We start from the raw sequence: 21,212 nt of genomic DNA, 5'->3' as shown, positions 1-21,212 counted from the left end.
GGTCTTCAAAATGGAAATGAAAGCACACTATATCAATGGTGCGATGTACAACGGGTGTTCAGATGAGCACTTCACCACTTACAATCCGGCGAATGGTGAGCCATTGGCCAACATTAAACAAGCGAACCAAGACGATCTCGAAGCGGCGATTGAGTCGGCAAAGAAAGGTTTTGCTGCATGGTCAGCAATGACTGCGATCGAGCGCAGCCGTATTTTACACAAAGCCGTTGCCATTTTACGTGAGCGTAATGACGAGCTGGCTGCATTAGAAGTGGCAGATACTGGTAAGCCAATTCAAGAAGCTATCGCGGTTGATATAACAACAGGTGCCGATGTTCTTGAGTACTATGCGGGTCTTGCTCCAAGCTTGCAAGGTGAACAGCAGCCACTCAGCGAAGACCAGTTTTTCTACACACGTCGCGAGCCATTGGGCATTTGCGCAGGTATTGGCGCTTGGAATTATCCAATTCAAATTGCGATGTGGAAATCGGCGCCAGCACTGGCTGCGGGCAACGCTATGATCTTCAAACCATCAGAAGAAACACCATTAACAGCGCTTAAGCTAGCAGAAATTTATTCAGAAGCGGGCATGCCAGATGGCGTATTTAATGTCGTACAAGGGGATTACCGAGTAGGGCAGATGCTAACGGCGCATCCTGACATCGCAAAAGTATCGTTCACGGGCGAATCAGGCACCGGTAAAGTAGTCATGAGTGACAGCGCTAAGACACTAAAACAAGTAACGATGGAGCTGGGTGGTAAGTCTCCACTGATTATTTTTGATGATGCGAAGTTAAACGATGCCGTTTCTGCGGCCATGGTGGCGAACTTCTATACGCAAGGTGAAGTTTGTACGCACGGTACACGCGTGTTTGTTCATGAAGGTATTTATGATGACTTTATTACACAACTTAAAGCTCGAACTGAGTTGTTAGTTGTCGGCGATCCGCTTGATGAGAACACGCAAATTGGCGCGCTGATCTCTAAAGATCATGAATCGAAAGTACTAGAAGCGATTGAAGCCGCGAAAGCGAGTGGCGCGACGTTACTGACTGGTGGCTACAAAGTAACAGAGAATGGCTTAGCCAATGGTAACTTTGTTGCTCCAACCGTATTTGTCGATTGCGATGATGACATGAGCCACGTTCAGCAAGAAATCTTTGGTCCGGTAATGTCAGTGCTGAAATTCCGTGATGAGTCGGAAGTGGTTGCGCGTGCAAATGGCACCGATTATGGCTTGGCTGCAGGCGTATTTACTCAAAACCTATCTCGTGCTCACCGCGTGATTCATCAAATTGAAGCTGGTATTTGTTGGGTGAACACATGGGGTGACTCACCTGCGGAAATGCCAGTTGGTGGCTACAAACAATCAGGTGTTGGCCGTGAAAACGGTGTCGAAACCCTTAAACATTACACGCAAACGAAGAGTGTTCTGGTTCAGCTAAGCGACTTCGAAAGCCCTTACAAATGATACCAATCGTAGTAGATAACTGACCACTTTAGCTTGTTAAAATGCTCGATAACTGCGTTGTCAATTTTGATTGTAGGCTAACTACTTATCGAAAATTTCCGCCTTGTTCTCAAGCATTTTTCCTACGCTAATTTCGTTCACTTATCTACTGTGATTGGTATTAACTCCTAGGAGAATCAAAATGCAACAACACTACGATTATATCATCGTCGGTGCGGGTTCGGCCGGCTGTGTGTTAGCGGATCGCTTAAGTGAAAGTGGTCAATATTCGGTCCTATTACTCGAAGCGGGTGGGTCGGATAAAAGTATTTTTATCCAAATGCCGACGGCGCTTTCTTACCCGATGAACACTGAAAAATACGCGTGGCAGTTTGAGACAGTTGAAGAGCAAGGGTTGGATGGCCGTCAACTTCATTGTCCTCGCGGGAAAGTTCTGGGCGGTAGTTCGTCGATCAACGGCATGGTTTACGTTCGTGGACACGCTTGTGACTTTGACCAGTGGGAAGAGGAAGGCGCGAAAGGCTGGAATTATCAATCGTGTTTGCCTTATTTCCGTAAGGCAGAGTCTTGGATTGGTGGTGCTGATGAATACCGAGGCGATAATGGCCCCGTCGGCACATGTAACGGCAACGATATGAAGCTCAATCCGCTGTATCAAGCTTTTATTGATGCAGGCAAAGAAGCGGGCTACCCAGAAACAAAAGATTACAACGGTTATCAGCAAGAGGGCTTTGGCCCAATGCATATGACCGTTGACAAAGGCGTACGCGCTTCAACCTCTAATGCATACTTAAGCCGTGCTAAAAAACGCAAAAACTTCACCCTAATGAAGCGAGTGACGGTTCATCGCGTTTTACTGGAAGAAACAGGCTCAGAAGGCAAGAAAGCGGTTGGTGTTGAATTCGAAAAGTCAGGTTCAGTTCAGCAATGTTTTGCGAACCATGAAGTGATTTCGAGTGCTGGTTCGGTTGGCTCAGTTCAGCTGTTGCAGCTTTCAGGCATTGGCCCTAAAGAAGTATTAGAAAAAGCAGGCATTGAGGTGAAACATCCGTTGGAAGGGGTAGGTAAAAACCTGCAAGATCACTTAGAAGTGTACTTCCAATATCACTGTAAGCAACCTATCACGCTCAACAGCAAATTAGGTTTGGTGAGCAAGGGCTTGATTGGCACTGAGTGGATATTAACTCGCAAAGGCCTTGGGGCTACTAACCACTTTGAATCATGTGCGTTTATTCGTTCTCGTGAGGGACTAAAGTGGCCAAATATTCAATATCACTTTTTGCCAGCGGCAATGCGTTATGACGGACAAGCTGCTTTTGACGGTCATGGTTTCCAAGTGCACGTTGGACCTAACAAGCCCGAAAGTCGCGGCTCGGTCGAAGTTGTATCTGCGAATCCGAATGATAAGCCGAAGATTGAGTTTAACTATATTTCCACTGAACAAGATAAGCAGGATTGGCGTGATTGTATTCGCCTTACTCGCGAGATCCTCAATCAGCCAGCCATGGATGAGTTTCGTGGTGATGAGATCCAGCCGGGTCTGAATATCACAACGGATGAACAAATTGATGAATGGGTGAAGCAGAATGTCGAGAGTGCTTACCATCCATCTTGTACCTGCAAAATGGGCGCAGACAATGACCCATTAGCGGTTTTGAATGAGCGATGCCAAGTACGCGGTATTCAAGGCTTGCGTGTGGTGGACTCTTCTATTTTCCCAACCATTCCGAACGGTAATTTAAATGCGCCAACTATTATGGTGGCAGAACGCGCCGCGGACATGATTTTGGATAACGCCCTGGAAACGTCGAACAACGCACCAGTTTGGATTGCACCGAACTGGCAAGAGATGCAACGAATGCATCCGCCAAAAAGAGATCTCGATTCGATCTCATAAAAACGAAAAAAGTCAGTAATCATTACAAGGAATTCAATATGTCTAAGATGACAAAAATCTTCTCAACAATCGCACTAAGTACTTTAGCAACAGGCGCTTATGCCAACCAATGTGAAACGGTACGTTTTGCAGATGTAGGTTGGACCGACATTACGGCGACCACCGCTGTGACATCTGAGCTGCTAAAAGGGTTGGGGTACAAAACGAAGACCGATCTACTATCGGTACCTGTTACTTACTCTTCTATGGCCAATGGCGATATCGACATTTTCCTAGGTAACTGGATGCCAACGATGGAAGGTGACATCGCGAAATACCGTGATGCAGGTACCGTTGAAACCGTACGAGCGAACCTCGTCGGCGCAAAATACACACTCGCGGTTCCAAAATACGTTTATGACGCAGGCGTGACCAACTTCGCTGACCTAGTAAAACATGCCGACAAATTTAAAGACCGCATTTACGGCATTGAACCAGGTAACGATGGTAACCGCTTAATTCAGTCAATGATTGATAGCAACGCATTCGGCCTAAAAGACTTCAGCCTAGTTGAATCCAGTGAAGCTGGCATGGTGTCTCAAGTATCACGTGCTGCGCGCCGCAACCAATGGATTGTGTACCTAGGTTGGGCCCCGCACCCAATGAACAGCAACGTTGAAATGGAATACCTAGCGGGTGGTGACGACTTCTTCGGCCCTAACTACGGTGGCGCGAATGTGTACACAAACGTACGTAAAAACTACCTTGCTGAGTGTCCAAATGTAGGTCAGCTAGTGAAAAACCTAGAATTCAACCTAGAAATGGAAAACGAATTGATGGAAGCGATTCTCAACCAGAAGCAGAAACCGTCGAAAGCAGCGCAAGCATGGTTGAACGCAAACCAAGAACAAATTGAAGCGTGGCTAGAAGGCGTTAAGACGGTGGATGGTCAAAACGCAGTAACAGCAATTACAAACTATTTAAAAACTAACGCTTAATTAAGCAGTTTTTAAGCGCGTTTTTTTGAAAAAGAAAGTGGGCAGTCATGCCCGCTTCATTAACACAAAGGTTTTATTTTGAATTTTATTACGGACAACAAACTACCGTTGGGCCAATGGATGGAAACTGGCGTCGATTGGTTAACCATCAATGCATCGGGTTTCTTCGATGCAATCTCTATTACACTTGAAACGATCATTCTTTTCGTGGTGGACATTTTTAAATGGATGCCACCTGCAGCGCCAATCATTATGACGGCGGCAATTGCTTGGTTCTTACACCGCAGCATTCCGCTAGTTGTATTCATCGTGTTGGCCTTGCTCGCAATTCTCAACCTTGGTTACTGGCAAGAAATGCTGGAAACCTTTGTCCTTGTGTTTGCAGCGACAACGATTTCCGTATTAATTGGCGTGCCGTTGGGCATTATGGCGGCACACCGTCCTTGGTTATATACCTTGTTGAGACCAATCCTCGATTTGATGCAGACCGTGCCGACATTCGTTTACCTAATTCCAACCTTGGTTCTGTTTGGCTTAGGTATTGTCCCTGGCCTAATCTCGACCATCATTTTCGCTATCGCTGCGCCAATTCGATTGACGTACCTCGGTATTATTAAAGTGCCGGAGGAGCTACTTGAAGCGGGCAAAGCATTTGGTGCAAGCCGCATGAAGTTGCTGTTTAAGGTAGAGTTACCTGCGGCATTACCAAGTATTATGGCCGGTGTTACACAATGTATTATGTTGTCTCTTTCTATGGTAGTTATTGCGGCTCTTGTTGGTGCAGATGGACTTGGTAAGCCAGTCGTACGTGCACTGAATACCGTAAACATCTCGCAAGGTTTTGAAGCGGGTTTAGCGATTGTACTCGTCGCCATCATTCTTGACCGCTTGTGTAAAGCACCAAACCAGAAGGAGGCTTAATCATGGACGCAATTACTATTCAAAATCTTGATGTGGTTTTTGGTCAGCAGCAGTCACAAGCGTTAGCACTACTAGACCAAGGCAAGTCTCGACAAGAAATCATCGACGAAACTGGCCAAGTGGTTGGGGTTGATAATGTTTCGCTGAACGTGAAACAGGGTGAGATCTGTGTTTTGATGGGGCTTTCAGGCTCGGGTAAATCAAGTTTGCTGCGAACAGTTAACGGGTTGAACGAAATTTCTCGTGGCTCTCTGAAAATTAAAGACGGCGACGACATGGTTGAGCTCTCTAACTGTGACGAACAGAAGTTGCGCCACCTTCGTACTCACCGCGTATCCATGGTGTTTCAGAAGTTTGCATTGATGCCATGGTTAACGGTATTAGATAACGTTGCGTTTGGTCTAGAAATGCAAGGCATTGGCAAAGCAGAGCGCCGTAAAAAAGCGCGTGAACAGCTCGAAATGGTCGGTTTGTCTGAGTGGGAAACGAAATTCCCGCACGAGCTCTCTGGTGGTATGCAGCAGCGTGTTGGCCTAGCGCGAGCGTTCGCGATGGACACAGATATCTTGTTAATGGATGAGCCGTTTTCAGCGCTTGACCCATTGATTCGTGCTCAGCTTCAAGATGAATTGATTCTGCTTCAAGAAAAGCTAAACAAAACCATTCTTTTTGTGAGCCACGACTTGGATGAAGCGCTTAAAATCGGTAACAACATCGCCATTATGGAATCAGGAAAGTTGATTCAACACGGCAAGCCAGAACAGATCATTCTTGCTCCAGAAAACGATTATGTGGCTGACTTTGTTGCCCACACTAATCCATTGAACGTACTTAAGGGACGCTCTTTGATGCGTGACGACTTAGTTCGTGAAGATGAGCGTGTTCTGATTTGCCCTGACAAAGATATTTGGGTGACCCAAGAGAGCAAAGGCTTAAGCTTAGCGGATACAGATAAGTCGTTGGTTCAATGGAAGAGCGATTCTTCGAATCTTGATGAGGTAAACGAAAACTCTCTGGTTCAGGTTAGCCCGGAAATCAGTATGCGAGAAGCGATTGAGCTTAAGCAGCGCAGCAATCAGCCTCTGCTTATGGTGGAGGACAACCAGTTAGTTGGTGTGTTAAGCGACCACGAGCTTTACGATGCATTGCTTGGTAACTTTAAGTCCGAGCAAGTGGCATAAAGTTAGAGTAGAGTTGAAGCCAAGCTAAAAAAGAGCCGCACATTAGTGCGGCTCTTTTGGGTTTAAACAATGAGTTAAATAGTTAAGCTAAGGAAACGGTCGACTATAGCGTCGTAATTACATCATCCATCGCAAGGCGAGCTTTTGGTAGACCATGATTATAATCTTCCCCGTCTTTGTGGTAGCCAATCGCCAGTGCAACTTCACAGACATGGCCTTCTAATTCTTCTTTGAATACTTCTCCAATCAGTGTTGGATCTATCCCTTCCATCGGCGTTGAGTCAATACCCAGACGAGCCAAGGTGTGTAGTAGATTGCCTAGCGCTAAATAGACTTGTGCTTTTGTCCAGTTCCCGTTAAAGCCATTTTCATCCGTATTTGCATCGGCAAAAGCGTAGGCGCCCATAAAGTTGTTGTACATTTCCGCCGGTAGGTGGCCAGACGTTACTTCGGCATCCACACGTTTCGCGAACTTCTCTTTGGTGAAGTTTGGATCGTACGCAAAAAGAATCGTATGTGACGCGGCTTTAGCGTGTGGCTGGTTAAACTGGTGCATATTTGCAAACGTATCGTGGAAACGTTGCTTGGCCTCATCACTTTCAATCACGATGAATTTCCACGGTTGCGAGTTAATCGAAGACGCTGAAAGACGGAGTGCTTCTTTGATGATTGCCATATCTTCTTGAGAAACGCGTTTGGTTTCGTCGTATTTTTTAGCAGTGTAGCGGCTGTTTAGATCAGTAATGATTTGATGAGACACGTTTGTATCCTTTTTATTTTTGTGACAAATGAGTATGCGCTTAGCATCGACAACCATGCGTACCTCGAATATAGATTCATAATACGGGATATTTTTTCATTGATAAGAGGGCGTTTATTTGAATCACTTTTTACTTTTTATTGAAAATTGGCGTGCTTCATAGGGTTAGGCATCATCATTTAGATGCTTTTGATGATTATTAAATTACACTCATATTAAGAGAGTAATGGAGAGCAACATGAACGTGATTCAAGTTTTCAACGATAGTTATGAACGTTGTATCGCGAACCAAGGCTTTTTCGACTTGTTTTACAGGAATTTATGGTCAAAAAGTACAAGCTTCAGACAAAAGTTTGATGGTGTCGACATGCACCAACAGGTGCGAATGCTTAGAGGATCTATCGTGTTTTTTATGATGGCCGATACCTCTAACGAGGCGCACAAGATGGTGGAAAAATATGGTAAGAAGCATGCGAGTTCCGATATTGGCATTGAACCACAGGATATTGATGTTTGGTTTGAAAGCCTTATCGAAACGGTTCAAGAGTGTGATTTTGAATACGACGATGATGTCGAAACAGCGTGGAGAGCTTGTTTTAACACAGGTTTGTCGGTAATGAAGCGGGAGTGCTCCAAACACTAAAAGAGAAACTAAATGCTCTTCGAAAACAAGCAAGTTAAAGCAAGGAAGTAACGTGTAAACAGCTTACTTCCTTGAGTATGGCTTTTATTTGTCTTGTGTCTCGTTATTCTTTTTTACCGCTTCGGCGATATCACTGACGGCTTCGACAAGGTTGATCGGCATAGGGAAGATAATAGTCGATGTTTTGTCTGTCGTGATTTCCGTGAGTGTCTGCATGTAACGCAATTGCAGCGCATTCGGCGCTTCGTTGAGCATTTGAGCTGCCTCTTTTAATTTATTAGAAGCTTCTAGCTCACCGGTAGCGTGAATGATTTTCGCACGACGGTTACGTTCTGCCTCAGCCTGACGCGCTAGCGCTCTGACCATGCTGTCATTTAAATCAACATGTTTGACTTCAACCGTGGCAATCTTGATGCCCCAGTCATCAGTCTGTTGATCGAGGATGGATTGTAAGTCCTTGTTGAGACGCTCGCGCTCTGAAAGTAATTCATCCAGTTCATGCTGGCCTAATACTGATCGCAGCGTGGTTTGCGCTAACTGGCTGGTGGCATCGCTGTAACTTTCAATGTTGTTAATTGCCATTTGAGGATCGACTACGCGAAAATAAACAACCGCATTGACGCGCACAGACACGTTATCTTTGGTTATCAAGTCTTGTGTCGGCACATCCAAAACGACAGTACGTAAATCCACCCGTACCATTTGTTGGATAAATGGGATAAGAATGATTAAGCCAGGGCCTTTTACTTCTTGAAAGCGACCAAGAAAGAATACAACCCCACGTTCATATTCTCTCAAAACCTTAAACATTTGGGTCGCAAGTGCGAACAACAGCACCACGATCACCGCAACAGTATAGAGCATCATAAAGCGCCTCCTATTTATTTTGGCGGTCATCAGGCATCACGGTTAAGGTCAGCCCTTTCACATTCACAATGGTGACATGATCACCTTGTTTGAGTTGTTGATGGTCTTTGGTTTTGGCTCTCCATAGCGCACCATCGAGTTGAACGCGCCCTTCGCCATCGATAAAGTCATCGCTCACGACAGCGATTTTCCCAGGGTAAGTTTCTAAACCTGTTGTCACACGTCGTCGGCGTATTTTGAGCAGCAGGCCGACCGTCAACACGATCAGCGCGACAGAAAAGATAGAAATACCGAAAATTAAAGGAAGGGCGATCTGAAATCCTGGCAACTCACTGTCCATTAGGAATATGGAACCGAGCACAAAGGCGACAACACCACCTAAGCCCAAAATGCCAAAGCTCGGACTGAATGCTTCCGCGATCATCAGTGCAATTCCGAGTAACAGCAGACCAAGCCCAGCGTAGTTCACAGGCATCATTTGTAATGCATACATGGCGAGGAGCAAACAAATACCACCCAACACGCCGGGTAAGCCAATGCCTGGGTTGTAAAACTCAAGAAGCAAACCGTAGATACCAATGAGCATCAGGATGTAGGCGACGTTTGGGTTTGTGATAACGGCTAGCATTTCTGCTCGCCAATCGGGTGTTCTTTCAATCCATACGGGATTTTCCAGTGACAATGTCACATCGCGATTATTAACTTTAACAGTTTGTCCATCAATGGCTTTGACTAAATCCTCTGGTGAGTTGGCTATATAATCAATAACGTTTAATTCCAATGCCTCAGTGGCGTCCAAACTCGCTGCTTCGCTCACTGCTTTCTCTGCCCACTCTGCATTTCGGCCATGAAGCTTTGCCAAGCCTTTAATATAGGCTCTAGCATCATTAATCACCTTTTTCTCCATTGCGGTTTTCGCGGGAACTTTCTCTGAACCTTCGTTGGTTCCTTCTGACGTTTCTTCCGCGTTTTGATCTTTGCCATCATCTGATGAAGGGGGCTGAGGGGCACCACCTAACGCGACGGGTGTTGCCGCGCCAAGATTAGTGGCTTCAGCCATGGCAGCAACGTGGCTGGCGAGTAAAATGTATGTCCCTGCGCTAGCCGCTCTAGATCCTGACGGGCCAACCCAAGTCGCAACTGGAGTGGAGGAGGTGGTAATCGCGTGAATAATATCTCTCATTGCGCTGTCTAAGCCGCCAGGAGTGTCCATCTCTAAGATCACTAAACTGACACCGTTGAGTTGTGCCTCTTCTATCTCACGAGACAAATAGTCGCTGGTAGCAGGACCTATAGCGCCTTTGACGGGAACAATCCAGACAGTATTGGCCAGTGCTTGACTAGCAAACAATAGTAAAGGTAAGACCCATATCCATAGTCGTTTCATGCAGTCCTCCTTGTGCGGTCACAGGGACTTTTTGAAAACCTAATTCAAGTATATACGCAGTAATACTAGTGCAAATAAGTAATTGATCACTCGAATTAGTCATATCAGCATTTATCATGGCACATCTGAGGCTACGGGCCTTGATATGAATATCGGTAGCCACTAACCGTGGGGCGTCTGGTGTGAAGAGGCTCAACAAAAAGGCAAAGTGACGGGAAGCACTTTGCCTTCCTAATGTGTTTTAGAGGAGAGAGACTAACTGTTTACGTGGCGAGAAAATTGAACAAGTGCTTGCTCGGCAGGCATCGGTTTGTGGAAGTAAAACCCTTGCAACTCATCAATATTCCAAACTTTAAGCTTGCGTACTTGGCTCGCGGTTTCAACACCTTCGGCGACAATAGTTAACCCTAATTCTTGAGACATGTTGGCAATGTTTCTTACCAGTGTTTTCGCTCTGTCATTGGTTTCAATCTCGTCGATATAAGATTTATCCAGCTTCACAATATCCAATGGAAAATTACATACGCTACTGAATGATGCGTATCCAGTACCAAAATCATCCAAAGCGAGTCCAACACCAAGTCGCTTGATGTCTTGAATGCTTTGGATAGATTCTACTTCTCCGCCCATCAACATACTTTCAGTAATTTCAAGCACAAGCTGGCCCGCAGAGAGGTTGTATTGAGCCATCACTTTTTTTAGGTAGGGCATCAATCCTGAATGATAAAAGTGCTGCGCACTTAAGTTCACATGCACGCTTAACATCGACAGACCTTGCGCATGACGAACTCCGTTGAGCCGACTGATAAATTCGCACGATTGTTTGAGAATGGACTCTCCCAATTCGACGATAAGTTTTCCTTGTTCTGCCATCGGAATAAATACTTCTGGTGAAATCAGCCCTAATGTTGGATGTTGCCAACGAGCAAGTGCTTCGAAGCTAATGACTTCAGTGGTTTTAGCATCCACGATAGGCTGGAAAAAAGGTTTAATCGCATCTTGTCTAATGGCATTTTCTAAATCGCGATTGATCACCATAGACGTTTCCGCTTGCTCTGATAGTTCTTCATCAATGACTAATACTTCGTGAGAGTGACGACCCTTAGCGGATTGCGATGAGAAACGTGCTGCAAGCAGCAAATGCTCGACAGACTGGTGAGTAATGTTTAGATCCATCATCACCGCTTTACTGTCTAATGACATCATGATCCCGGAGAGCTGGACCTTATGTGACAAATGATTCAGTAATCGATTGGTAGCATCTATCGCTTTTTGGTGGTGCTCGATATCTGGAATCAAAACGATAAATTCATGCTCACTAATTCGGCCTATTTGGAATGCCCCTAATTGCTCGCGTATAGCGGATGCGATGTATTGAATCACTTCATCAAAAATGAGGTGACCGTATACCCCTGCAATTTGCTTGAGAGTCTTACTGTTAATGTACACAAACGAAAAATGGTTTGGCCGTGTCTCTACGAGCTCGTGCAGTGCATTGAGAATGACAGGACGGTTACAGAAACCGGATACCGGATCAAAGTCGGTGAGTTTTTGGATCATTTCTGCTTGCTGTTTTGTCTCTCTCATATCCTGAAGCAACAACATCAGTGCACTTTGACCATGATGTTGAATGAGCGTGGCTTCTATCAAACAGTCGATTTCTTCGGTATTGCTATCGAGCACTTGCGCTTCGAATTGTGTTTTACCGTTTTTCAGCTCTCTGAACATGGCGTCAACTCGACATTCATCGTCCTCCGATGGGCACAAGGTGTCTAGAGGACGATCTATCAATTGCGATTTGCTGTAGCTCAACAGATCTAACGCTCGTTGGTTTACATCGACAATTTTACGATCGATAACAATTAGCATGCCCAGTGAGGAGCTATGGTACAGAGCACCAAACTTTTCCATCGAGTCTTTCAATTGCAGTTGGGTTAACGATGTATTTTCAGAGAGCTTTTGTACCAGTTTTGTCGCTAACTCTAATTCGTCTACTTTTACAGAATGCAAGCCTTCAAGTTGGTATTGAGAGGCGATTTCGCTTATTCCTTCAGCAAAATGATTAAAGCGAGTGGCGACCTTATTTTTAAACGTGATGTAGGTGCCGGCAGCGATGATTGATGCTACAACGCCAACTGTTGCAAACAGATACATGAATAGCGTATTACCTTTCGCATAATGCTCTCGCTGTGTTTTCGTTTTTAGCCATGCGATCGGTTCACCAGATAAATCAGAGAGTGAGGCCCATTTTGTTATTGACCGCGAGGTCTTCTCTATATCCCGCATCTGATTACTGTCTGATTCACTTACCATCTGTGTCTCTAATGAGTTTTCCGCAGTTAAAATGGATTTAAAGTCTCCAGGAAAGCGCAAAGATAGGTTTCTTCCCCAAAGCATCCATCCGTTAGAAGGGCGGTCGCCTTCACTGTTTCTAACTGGGCTGAGGCTAAGACCCCAAATAGTATCGTTGATTTTAAACAACCCTGAGATGCTCTCTCTATGGATATCAAGCTTGTGATTCATGGACTTGATGTAATCTTGAAGAGTAGGTTGATTCGCCATTTTAGCGGTGAGTTCTGAAGAAGTGTCGGGGTTATCCTCACGAGTCAAGGAGAGCAGGGTTTGTCCATTAGTCGTGATAAACGCCATCATATCGAGGTTTAACGCATCAATGCTCTCTGTGTAAAGGTTTCGCTCGGTATATTTCGCAATATCACGATCAACAAACAGATCGTATGTTTCGTCCCAGTACGCCCAATCGTATGAGGCGCTTTCTTGCTGGCTCACCATCATGTCGATGACAGCGAGTGCTTGCTGATTCGCATGGTTAATTTCCATGTCTTCGAGCTCATCTAAGCTATACAGGAAAAAATAACGGCTAATAAAAAGGAAGCTGATGACCATGCCCAGCAGTCCTAATGAAAAGTATAGGGCGGTTTTATAGCGAAGATTCAAGTTAAACAAGCGAAGTGTTTTCATTAAAAAATAGTTATAGATGTTAATTCACTGAAAGTGTACGACATGTTCTAACAGAAATTGTTGATATAGATTCAAATTATAGAGATAAAATGAAGGATTTTCTGAGCTGATATGGTAAGTGAAACGTTTGCTCTAATTACCAGATTTTCGTGTTTGCAATTAAAATGCTCAATAACGTACCGCGCATTCAAATTACGGTTTAATCGTGCAGCTAGTAAAGGTATAAATCTTTTTATAAAACAGTCTATTAGTGTAACTAGTGCTTTTCTTCTGTATCTAAACTTCTTTTGTAATAGTAAACTGCGAAAAAATGATGGGTAATTATGATGTTTATTGTTCAACGCTTGGTCAAACTGGCCATTATCTGTGCCATTTTCTTTACTATCTTCGATCTCATCTCCTATGGTGAGATTACTTGGGTTCAAAGGTTGCTGGCTTCTATAAGCTAAAATATGCACACATAACTCCACGAAGCGAGTCAATTCTTCGTTACTCGCCTTCGTCATTTGCTCCTTATGTGAGCTTTAAATAAAAGTCCCTCCGCGTGCAGCTCTGGTAACCGTTTTCCATTAATGGAAAAAACCTAAAAATGCAACTAACTTCATACTAATGGCAAGTGTAAGGTATGCAGTTGATGAGGCAATTCAGCATAATCACATTAGTTGTTGTGGCACTCATTTTGAGCCAAGCAACAATCGCAAGAAATGCTAAGGTGCTAGGTGATATTTCGTTAGTTCAGCCGATAGAAGGTGACCCTGTCGTAGATATTAAGCTGGCGAGAATTGGCTGGCATCTCTTTCGTGATCCTCAGCTATCTTCAAACGGTAGCATCAGTTGTGCGACGTGCCACAACTTGCAAACCAATGGCGCTGAAAATACCCCCGTCTCTACAGGAGTGAAAGGTGATGGAACTCGAAATTCCATCACAGTGTTTAATGCAGCGTTAAATTATCGTTTTTTATGGGATGGTACCGAAAACACTTTGATGGCTCAGATTGATGGGCCAATCCACAATCCAATAGAAATGGACTCAAACTGGCAAACAATAGAGCAGTACGTGAAAGGAAGCGAACGTTATCAAGCGCTATTTAGTCGTGATGGTGAGCTACCGATTAATATTAACAATATTAAGTCCGCCATTGTGGAGTTTGTCGAAGGGCTCCAAACTCCAGGTGCACCATTCGATGCCTACTTACTGGGTTACACCCATGTCCTCAGTGAGCAGCAAATTAGGGGGTGGAAAACATTTCAGTCTTCAGGTTGCGTACAGTGTCATCAGGGCAAAAATATTGGCGGAGCGATGATACAAAGGTTCGCCTATTTCAAAGATAAGCCAGTAGTAGAGGATTCGGGACGGCACCTGATTACGACGGAAAGTGAAGAACAATTCTATTTTAGAGTCGCCAGTTTACGTAATGTCGCCCTAACAAGCCCTTATTTTCATAACGGACGAGTTGACCAGTTATCTGAGGCGATACAGATTATGGCGAAAACGCAGCTCGGAATTACGATGAGCGATGAAAGTGTCGCTGATATTGAAGCGTTCTTACAGTCCTTGACAGCACCCAGACCCGTGATTTTAGAGGTGTTGGAAAATGAATAAATTCAAACTGGTTAATCTCTGCTTTTTTATTGCCATGCTGACGTGTTGTGTATTGGCGTATATGTCACATGTGAATTCAAAAAGTGCACAAGAATTCCACGCGGAGTTGACGGATATTGGGCACAAGTTGATTGAAGAGCGCGATGTTATCGTGAATCGATATGCGGTTGAAGATAGGAAGAATTATGAACTGACGACATCTTTAGTAGATATAGAAGTCGCAGCTAAGAACTTGCTAAATTCATCAAGGGAGTCAGTTTGGTTCCCTGTGACGCCCAATTATAAAAAAGTTGAGGATACGCTCAATCTATTCAAAAACCGTGTGCTTGATACAACGCTGAAGCTCGATATGTTGATTGGCGTTCAGGTAGAGAATCAATACGCGTTATTAATGCTATTCAACTTATATCAGCAAGATATTTCTACCGATACCGGAAAGACGTTGAGTGGGCATCACTATTTTGAGTTTCTCAACCAACTGCTTTTGACACAAAACGTAGTTGAGAGTGAAAGTGAAGCCAATTTCTTAGATCGGCTTCAAGCGAGCGATAAAAGGATAGAACTACTCACGAATGAACTGCTTGATCATGGATACTTTGTTTTTATCGAGGATGCGGAGCATCGGCTACTCAATATTGCCCAAAGTGAAGCGCGTTTCACTTGGTTGTTTGTTTTTATTGCCGTGATGTTGTTAGTCAGTGCATTTTTGTATCAGTCGCAATATCGAATGTACAACTTGAAACAATTGAACCTCGAAATCGAGGAGGCTCGAAATAAAGCCGAGCGAGCAGCAAAAGCCAAATCAAGTTTTCTCGCCGCAATGAGTCACGAATTAAGAACGCCGATGAATGGTGTATTAGGCCTTTCTCAAATGATTGCAGAGGAAACCAAAGAGCCGACGACTAAAGAGTACGTGAAAGTCATTCTTGATTCTGGCCAACACTTGATGACGATTCTTAACGATATTTTGGATTTCTCTAAAGTTGAAGAAAACAAACTGGAATTTGAGCAGGCTAAGTTCAATTTAGACCAAGTCATTTCTCCTGTGTGTAGCGCAATAAAACCGCTCATCGATGAAAAAAATATCGAATTGATCGTGGAAAATGAAGTGCCTGAATACATTGAATTTACCGGAGACTGCGCACGTTTACGACAGATTTTGTTTAATCTTGCTGGCAACGCGGTGAAGTTTACCAGTGAAGGGCATGTGTTAATCAGAACGGAACTTGATAAGGTAAATCAGTGCTTGGTGATGATTGTGAGCGATACTGGTATTGGTATTGCGCTAGACAAGCAAGAACATGTTTTCAATTCGTTTGAGCAAGCCGATTCTTCAACTACTCGAAAATTTGGGGGCACAGGGCTTGGTTTGGCAATAGTTAAAAAATTAACTGGCTTGATGGATGGCAAGATTACATTGAAAAGTGTGGAGGGCGTCGGAAGTCAATTCATCGTCGAACTGCCCATTCCTTGGGTTGAATGCGAACTTCCAAAGGCACAAGAGCCACCAAAAACGCGCAAGAAAACACACAATTTGCAGATATTGCTTGCTGAAGATAACCGAGTGAACGCCATTGTGGCGAAAGGGTTTTGCGAAAAGTTGGGACATGAAGTGGATGTTGCTGAAAACGGATTGGTGGCGGTTAAAAAGGCGAGAGATAACGAATATGACCTGATTTTGATGGACAATCACATGCCTGAGATGAATGGTGTTGAAGCGACGCGTGTGATTCGACAAGAGTTAGGTATCAAAACATTACTCTTTGCGTATACGGCAGATGTATTTCGTGAGGCGCATGATAGCTTTATTGAAGCCGGAGCGGATCATGTGCTTACAAAACCGCTACAGCAAGAGAGCTTTTCGGACGCTCTTAAACAGTTTGCTGCGAGGCTCGAACCAAAAGAGAATTTACCATTAACGAATGACAACAACGTTCTCCAGTTGCAGCGCAAGCCAATAGAGAAGTTACGGCTGACAGAAGAAGAGTTATCCAGTTCAGAGATGCTCATTTCTTTGCAAGAAGCGCCGGAAGCGATAGATGAGCTACTAAAAAGTATTATTGTCGATTTTGAATCATCGGTTGATGAACTTATTGATTATTTTATGGCTGAAGATTTCGCGTCTCTAGAAGATACGTTGCATAAAACAAAAGGTATGGCATTGAACCTTGGTTTGCCGATTTTAGCTGGACAAACGGAGGCGCTAGAAAACACGCTCAAAGCGAAGCAAACTCCTGAAATTGAGCGGTTACAGATGCTAATCAACCGATTACAAGTTAACATCCATCAGGCTAATCGACTTCTGGATGACATACAGAAAAAAAACGTCGATCCTCAACAAATTTTGTAACCTCTCTGAGTTCATACGTTCCTTACCTTGTTTCGTTATGGTTTACTATGACGTGAATGGATGTGTTGATTCGTCAATGAGAAAATCAGGGAGTTAGAATGAGTAAGCATTCCGCTTTAATCGAATGGCATCGCGAAGCTGACGAAGTATTCAGTGATAACCAGTATAGTCGGGCGCACATTTGGAAGTTTGATGGCGGGTTGCAAGTCCCTGCGTCACCATCTCCACACGTAGTGCCGTTGCCATTATCTGTAGAAGAAAACGTTGATCCGGAAGAAGCATTTGTTGCGGCACTTTCCAGTTGTCACATGCTTGTTTTTCTTTCTATTGCGGCGAAACGACGTTACGTTGTGGATCGCTACCTAGATGAAGCAGTAGGGGAGCTGAAAAAAGGTGAAAATGGAAAAGAATGGGTGTCTAAGGTAACACTAAACCCTAAGATAACATTTGCTGGTGATAATCAACCGACACGATCTCAATTAGAAAAAATGCACCACATGGCTCATGAGAATTGTTTTATCGCCAATTCGGTTAAAACTGAAGTGACGACGCTTATTGCAGATTAAATGAAGCTCTTTGTCAAAGCGCAGTGTATCGCCGAATAGTGTTAAGCCAGCAGTCAGGCTGCTGGCTATTGTGAACTAAATGATGCCTTGCTCGATCATCGCATCAGCGACTCTTCTAAAGCCGGCAATGTTTGCACCTAAAACTAAATTACCAGGTTGACCAAACTCTCGACTGGTTTCGTTTGCATTAATAAAGATGTTTTTCATGATGGTCTGTAACTGGCTATCGACTTGCTCAAAGGTCCAGTTTTGCATGCTGGCATTTTGTGCCATTTCAAGCTGACTGGTTGCAACGCCGCCTGCATTGGCTGCTTTCGCTGGCCCATAAGCCATTTCGGAATCCACGATGATATTGGCCGCATCACGAGTGGTTGGCATGTTTGCGCCTTCACTAATCAAAACACACCCATTATCGATAAGAGCAAGAGCATCGTTTGACGTTAGTTCATTTTGGGTCGCGCAAGGGAATGCGGCGTCAGCTTGATATCGCCATACAGCATGCCCTTCATTAGGATAGTCACCCAACGGCGTATACTCTGCTTCAGGGTAAGTGTCTAAATACTCTTCTAAACTTGCTCTTTTCACTTCTTTAAGTTGCTTGAGGAGCTGCAGATCAATACCGTGCTCATGATAAATCGTGCCTCGAGAATCGCTGCATGTTACTGGGGTTGCTCCCATGTGGTATAGCTTTTCAATTGCATAGATAGCGACGTTACCTGCGCCAGAAACGAGGCAAGTTTTGCCTTTTAGTGAATCATTACGGTCATTGAGCATGCATTCCGCAAAATATACGGTTCCGTATCCCGTTGCTTCTTTTCTAACAAGTGAGCCCCCCCAAAGAAGGCTCTTGCCTGTAAGTACCCCTTCGTAGCGGCCCGTCAATCGCTTATATTGACCAAACATATAACCAATTTCACGCGCACCGACGCCGATATCGCCAGCAGGAACATCGGTAACAGGACCAATGTGGCGGTATAACTCGTTCATAAATGATTGGCAAAATCGCATGATTTCACCGTCAGATTTTCCTTTCGGATCGAAATTTGAACCGCCTTTTCCGCCACCAATTGGAAGGCCAGTAAGCGCGTTTTTAAAAATCTGTTCAAAGCCGAGGAACTTTATGATGCTCGCGTTCACTGAATGATGGAACCTCAGTCCGCCTTTGTATGGACCTAGGGCGGAGTTAAACTCGACGCGGTAGCCTTTGTTTACTTGCACATTCCCAGCGTCATCGACCCAAGGAACTCGAAACATGATTTGACGTTCTGGTTCTACGATTCTTTGGATAATCGCTTGTTCTTTATATTTATTATTGCTTTCTATGACTGGAGCGAGAGAAGTTAATACTTCTTCTACGGCTTGGTAAAACTCTTTTTGAGCCGGGCTACTGTGTTGCAACGCAACAATAGTATCGTGTATGTGTGACATAGCTCTCTTCCTTGATATGAATAAGCAATCAGTTTATATGAATTTATTCCCATTAAATAGTGATTTTGACCAATTCTCAATGGCTATACTGGTCTTTCCTGCGGATGAGAACGATCAATTTCCACCTTCTGTTCGTATTGATGAGGAAGATTAAGTGAGTGACATGAGTGGATAGTTGAGTGATCGGTTTCACATATAGCGAGCAGAAGCCAAATTAGTCGATATTGTTGTGCTGTCACGCAAACTGTTTTTGTTAACGTAGTGTTAACATCTGAGCGTGTTGACTCGAAAAAGATAAAAATATGCATGAGCTTAAGACTCTGGACTCGTTTATTCAGCAAAACGGTCTACCAGTGTTTGGCCATCTTGATGGGATTCCCACATCTTTACAGTTAGATAAGTTTACCTACCTTGATGAGATGGATAAGCCAGCGTCTAAGTGGCGCCGTTACTGTGACTATAAGCAGTTTCAGTTCGTTAATTTGGTCACACCTAACTACGTGATTGGGGTTGCGATTGCGGATATTAGGTATTTAGCATCTGGTTTTTGCTATCTGTTTGATATTCAAAATAATGAGTTAGTGGAGCAGCAGTGGTTAAAGCCTTTTAATATTGATTATCAAACTCAGCCTTCCAGTTGGTCTAGTCATGCCCATCTTGCTGACAAAAGTATTCAGTTTTCTATTCAGAATGGTATTTGGCACGTCCACTTTGTGACGAAATATGTCAATGCTGATCTCTACTTACGTCCAGAAAGTATGAGTTTGCCATTAATGTTATGTACACCAACCGGTTATGCGGGTTGGACTTATACGCAGAAGCACAATGCGTTAACGGTAGATGGCAATTTATTCATATTAGGAAAGGAACAAGATCTCTCAGAAGTGGCTGCTGGTTACGACTTTTCCGCTGGGTACATGCGACGGGAGACAAGCTGGCGGTGGGCGAGTATTAATTGCTTTGAAAGCGGCAGACGGTTGGGGCTGAACTTAGCTGCGGGTGTCAATGAAACGGGCTACTGTGAAAATGTATTCTGGATTAATGGTGAACGGCATTTTTTACAGCCTGTTCAGTTTCAATTTTCACGAAATGATGAAGGACAAAGGTGGCATATCACGTCGGAAGATAAACGGATTGACCTAGTATTCACGCCTTTAAATCGACGTTCAGAAAAGAAGAACTTTTGGTTTCTCAAAAGCAATTTTCGTCAATATATCGGCTATTTCTCTGGCTACATCGTTGATGGGAATGGTATCAAACATCAGTTAGAAGAAGTCATAGGTCTTACTGAAGATCACTATGCAAAATGGTAGAAACACAATGGATTGGACACAGTTGATGGAACGCCCTGAATTACTTCTGATGATTTTGGCGCCAGTTTTCTTTTTATGTATGGTTGCAGAGTACTGGTTTGGACAACGAAGGGGACGTTTGCCTGAAAGCGCGACGTATTATATTCCGGAAGTTGTATGTAATTTTGTACTTGCGGGCTTACACCAAGCGACAGACATACTCACGGGTTTACTGATTGCTCAGTTATATTTGTGGTGGTTTGATTGGCGATTGTTTGATATCGAAATGAGCGTTTCAGCGTTTTTGCTACTTGTCGTTCTGCAAGACTTTTTCTATTACTGGTTTCATCGAGCTAGCCACCGTATTCGTTGGATGTGGGCTGCGCACGTGGTCCATCACAGCTCGGAGAGAATGAATTTCAGCACCGCGTTTCGTCAAAGCTTGATGTATCCGTTAGCGGGAATGTGGATTTTCTGGTTGCCTTTGGTGATTATTGGCTTTGATCCCAAGTGGGTCGTCTTCGTTGTGCTGTTTAATCTGGGCTTACAGTTTTTTGTTCATACTCAATCAATTCGCTCGCTTGGACCGCTAGAGTGGGTATTTAATACGCCATCTCATCATCGTGTTCATCATGGTATAAACCGTCAGTACATCGACAAAAATTACGCGGGAGTGTTGATTATCTGGGATCGGATGTTTGGAACGTTTGAACCAGAAGTGGAAACCGTTAGGTATGGAATTTCTAAACCGGTAAACAGCTTTAATCCCATTCGTGTGACGTTTGCAGAATGGAAAGACATGTTTTATGACGTAACACGACCAAATTTAACGTGGAAACAACGTTGGCGCTGTCTATTTGCTCCACCATCGGATTCTTTTGAGTAGATTG

16 protein-coding genes are annotated in these 21,212 nt (G+C 44.1%); 11 read left to right on the top strand and 5 right to left on the bottom strand.

Going from position 1 to position 21,212, the window contains the following annotated elements; translation table 11 throughout:
- Positions 1–10 precede the first annotated feature (10 nt).
- The 5 genes from betB (at position 11) to choV (ending at position 6,447) form a co-directional block, all read left to right on the top strand.
- A complete protein-coding gene (betB, locus tag NL643_RS13565; protein WP_253644592.1) occupies positions 11–1,471 on the top strand; it encodes a betaine-aldehyde dehydrogenase in 1,461 nt (486 codons plus the stop codon).
- A 181-nt stretch (positions 1,472–1,652) separates the two neighbouring features.
- Positions 1,653–3,368, top strand: a complete 1,716-nt coding sequence (gene betA / locus NL643_RS13560) for a choline dehydrogenase (protein WP_253644591.1) — start codon at positions 1,653–1,655, stop codon at positions 3,366–3,368.
- 38 nt (positions 3,369–3,406) lie between these two features.
- Entirely contained in the window at positions 3,407–4,345 is a 939-nt protein-coding gene (locus tag NL643_RS13555) for a choline ABC transporter substrate-binding protein (RefSeq protein WP_253644590.1), read from the top strand.
- Positions 4,346–4,423: 78 nt separating this feature from the next.
- The gene (choW, locus tag NL643_RS13550) at positions 4,424–5,266 is read left to right on the top strand and encodes a choline ABC transporter permease subunit (protein ID WP_005392552.1); all 843 of its coding nucleotides are present in this window, start codon (positions 4,424–4,426) and stop codon (positions 5,264–5,266) included.
- Positions 5,267–5,268: 2 nt separating this feature from the next.
- Entirely contained in the window at positions 5,269–6,447 is a 1,179-nt protein-coding gene (choV, locus tag NL643_RS13545; protein WP_104970601.1) for a choline ABC transporter ATP-binding protein, read from the top strand.
- A 103-nt stretch (positions 6,448–6,550) separates the two neighbouring features.
- Here the strand turns inward: choV and NL643_RS13540 are convergent, their stop codons facing one another.
- Positions 6,551–7,207 (bottom strand): NAD(P)H-dependent oxidoreductase, encoded by a 657-nt coding sequence (locus NL643_RS13540; RefSeq protein WP_237285001.1) that lies wholly within the window; start codon positions 7,205–7,207, stop codon positions 6,551–6,553.
- A gap of 238 nt (positions 7,208–7,445) precedes the next feature.
- On the opposite strand from NL643_RS13540, the gene NL643_RS13535 reads away from it, so the two are divergent.
- The gene (locus tag NL643_RS13535; RefSeq protein ID WP_046875967.1) at positions 7,446–7,850 is read left to right on the top strand and encodes a globin; all 405 of its coding nucleotides are present in this window, start codon (positions 7,446–7,448) and stop codon (positions 7,848–7,850) included.
- An 84-nt stretch (positions 7,851–7,934) separates the two neighbouring features.
- Here NL643_RS13535 and NL643_RS13530 read toward each other — a convergent pair whose 3' ends face one another.
- The 3 genes from NL643_RS13530 to NL643_RS13520 all read right to left on the bottom strand — a co-directional run bounded on the left by NL643_RS13530 (position 7,935) and on the right by NL643_RS13520 (position 13,008).
- Entirely contained in the window at positions 7,935–8,717 is a 783-nt protein-coding gene (locus tag NL643_RS13530) for a slipin family protein (protein WP_109169864.1), read from the bottom strand.
- A 10-nt stretch (positions 8,718–8,727) separates the two neighbouring features.
- Positions 8,728–10,104, bottom strand: coding sequence for a nodulation protein NfeD (locus NL643_RS13525; protein ID WP_047008242.1), 1,377 nt, complete (start codon positions 10,102–10,104; stop codon positions 8,728–8,730).
- A gap of 255 nt (positions 10,105–10,359) precedes the next feature.
- Positions 10,360–13,008: an EAL domain-containing protein gene (locus NL643_RS13520; RefSeq protein WP_253644589.1), complete on the bottom strand. Its 2,649-nt coding sequence runs from the start codon at positions 13,006–13,008 to the stop codon at positions 10,360–10,362.
- 709 nt (positions 13,009–13,717) lie between these two features.
- On the opposite strand from NL643_RS13520, the gene NL643_RS13515 reads away from it, so the two are divergent.
- The 3 genes from NL643_RS13515 (at position 13,718) to NL643_RS13505 (ending at position 17,602) form a co-directional block, all read left to right on the top strand.
- Positions 13,718–14,686: a cytochrome-c peroxidase gene (locus NL643_RS13515; RefSeq protein WP_167394253.1), complete on the top strand. Its 969-nt coding sequence runs from the start codon at positions 13,718–13,720 to the stop codon at positions 14,684–14,686.
- A complete protein-coding gene (locus NL643_RS13510) occupies positions 14,679–17,036 on the top strand; it encodes an ATP-binding protein (RefSeq protein WP_253644588.1) in 2,358 nt (785 codons plus the stop codon). Before NL643_RS13515 ends, NL643_RS13510 begins: the two co-directional genes overlap by 8 nt.
- A gap of 98 nt (positions 17,037–17,134) precedes the next feature.
- Positions 17,135–17,602, top strand: coding sequence for an OsmC family protein (locus NL643_RS13505; RefSeq protein WP_005392541.1), 468 nt, complete (start codon positions 17,135–17,137; stop codon positions 17,600–17,602).
- Between the two features lie 75 nt (positions 17,603–17,677).
- Here NL643_RS13505 and gdhA read toward each other — a convergent pair whose 3' ends face one another.
- A complete protein-coding gene (gene gdhA / locus NL643_RS13500) occupies positions 17,678–19,030 on the bottom strand; it encodes an NADP-specific glutamate dehydrogenase (RefSeq protein WP_253644587.1) in 1,353 nt (450 codons plus the stop codon).
- Between the two features lie 302 nt (positions 19,031–19,332).
- Between gdhA and NL643_RS13495 the strand changes: the two genes are divergently transcribed.
- Positions 19,333–20,343: a DUF2804 domain-containing protein gene (locus NL643_RS13495; RefSeq protein ID WP_085344413.1), complete on the top strand. Its 1,011-nt coding sequence runs from the start codon at positions 19,333–19,335 to the stop codon at positions 20,341–20,343.
- A 7-nt stretch (positions 20,344–20,350) separates the two neighbouring features.
- Entirely contained in the window at positions 20,351–21,208 is an 858-nt protein-coding gene (locus NL643_RS13490; RefSeq protein WP_005397136.1) for a sterol desaturase family protein, read from the top strand.
- The last annotated feature ends 4 nt before the right edge of the window (positions 21,209–21,212 follow it).

The organism is Vibrio sp. Y42_MX_L11, assembly GCF_024181785.1.
In the GTDB taxonomy this organism is placed as follows: domain Bacteria; phylum Pseudomonadota; class Gammaproteobacteria; order Enterobacterales; family Vibrionaceae; genus Vibrio; species Vibrio diabolicus.
The sequence above is the reverse complement of the archived record's forward strand: the minus strand, read 5'-3'. Positions and strand labels throughout refer to the sequence as shown.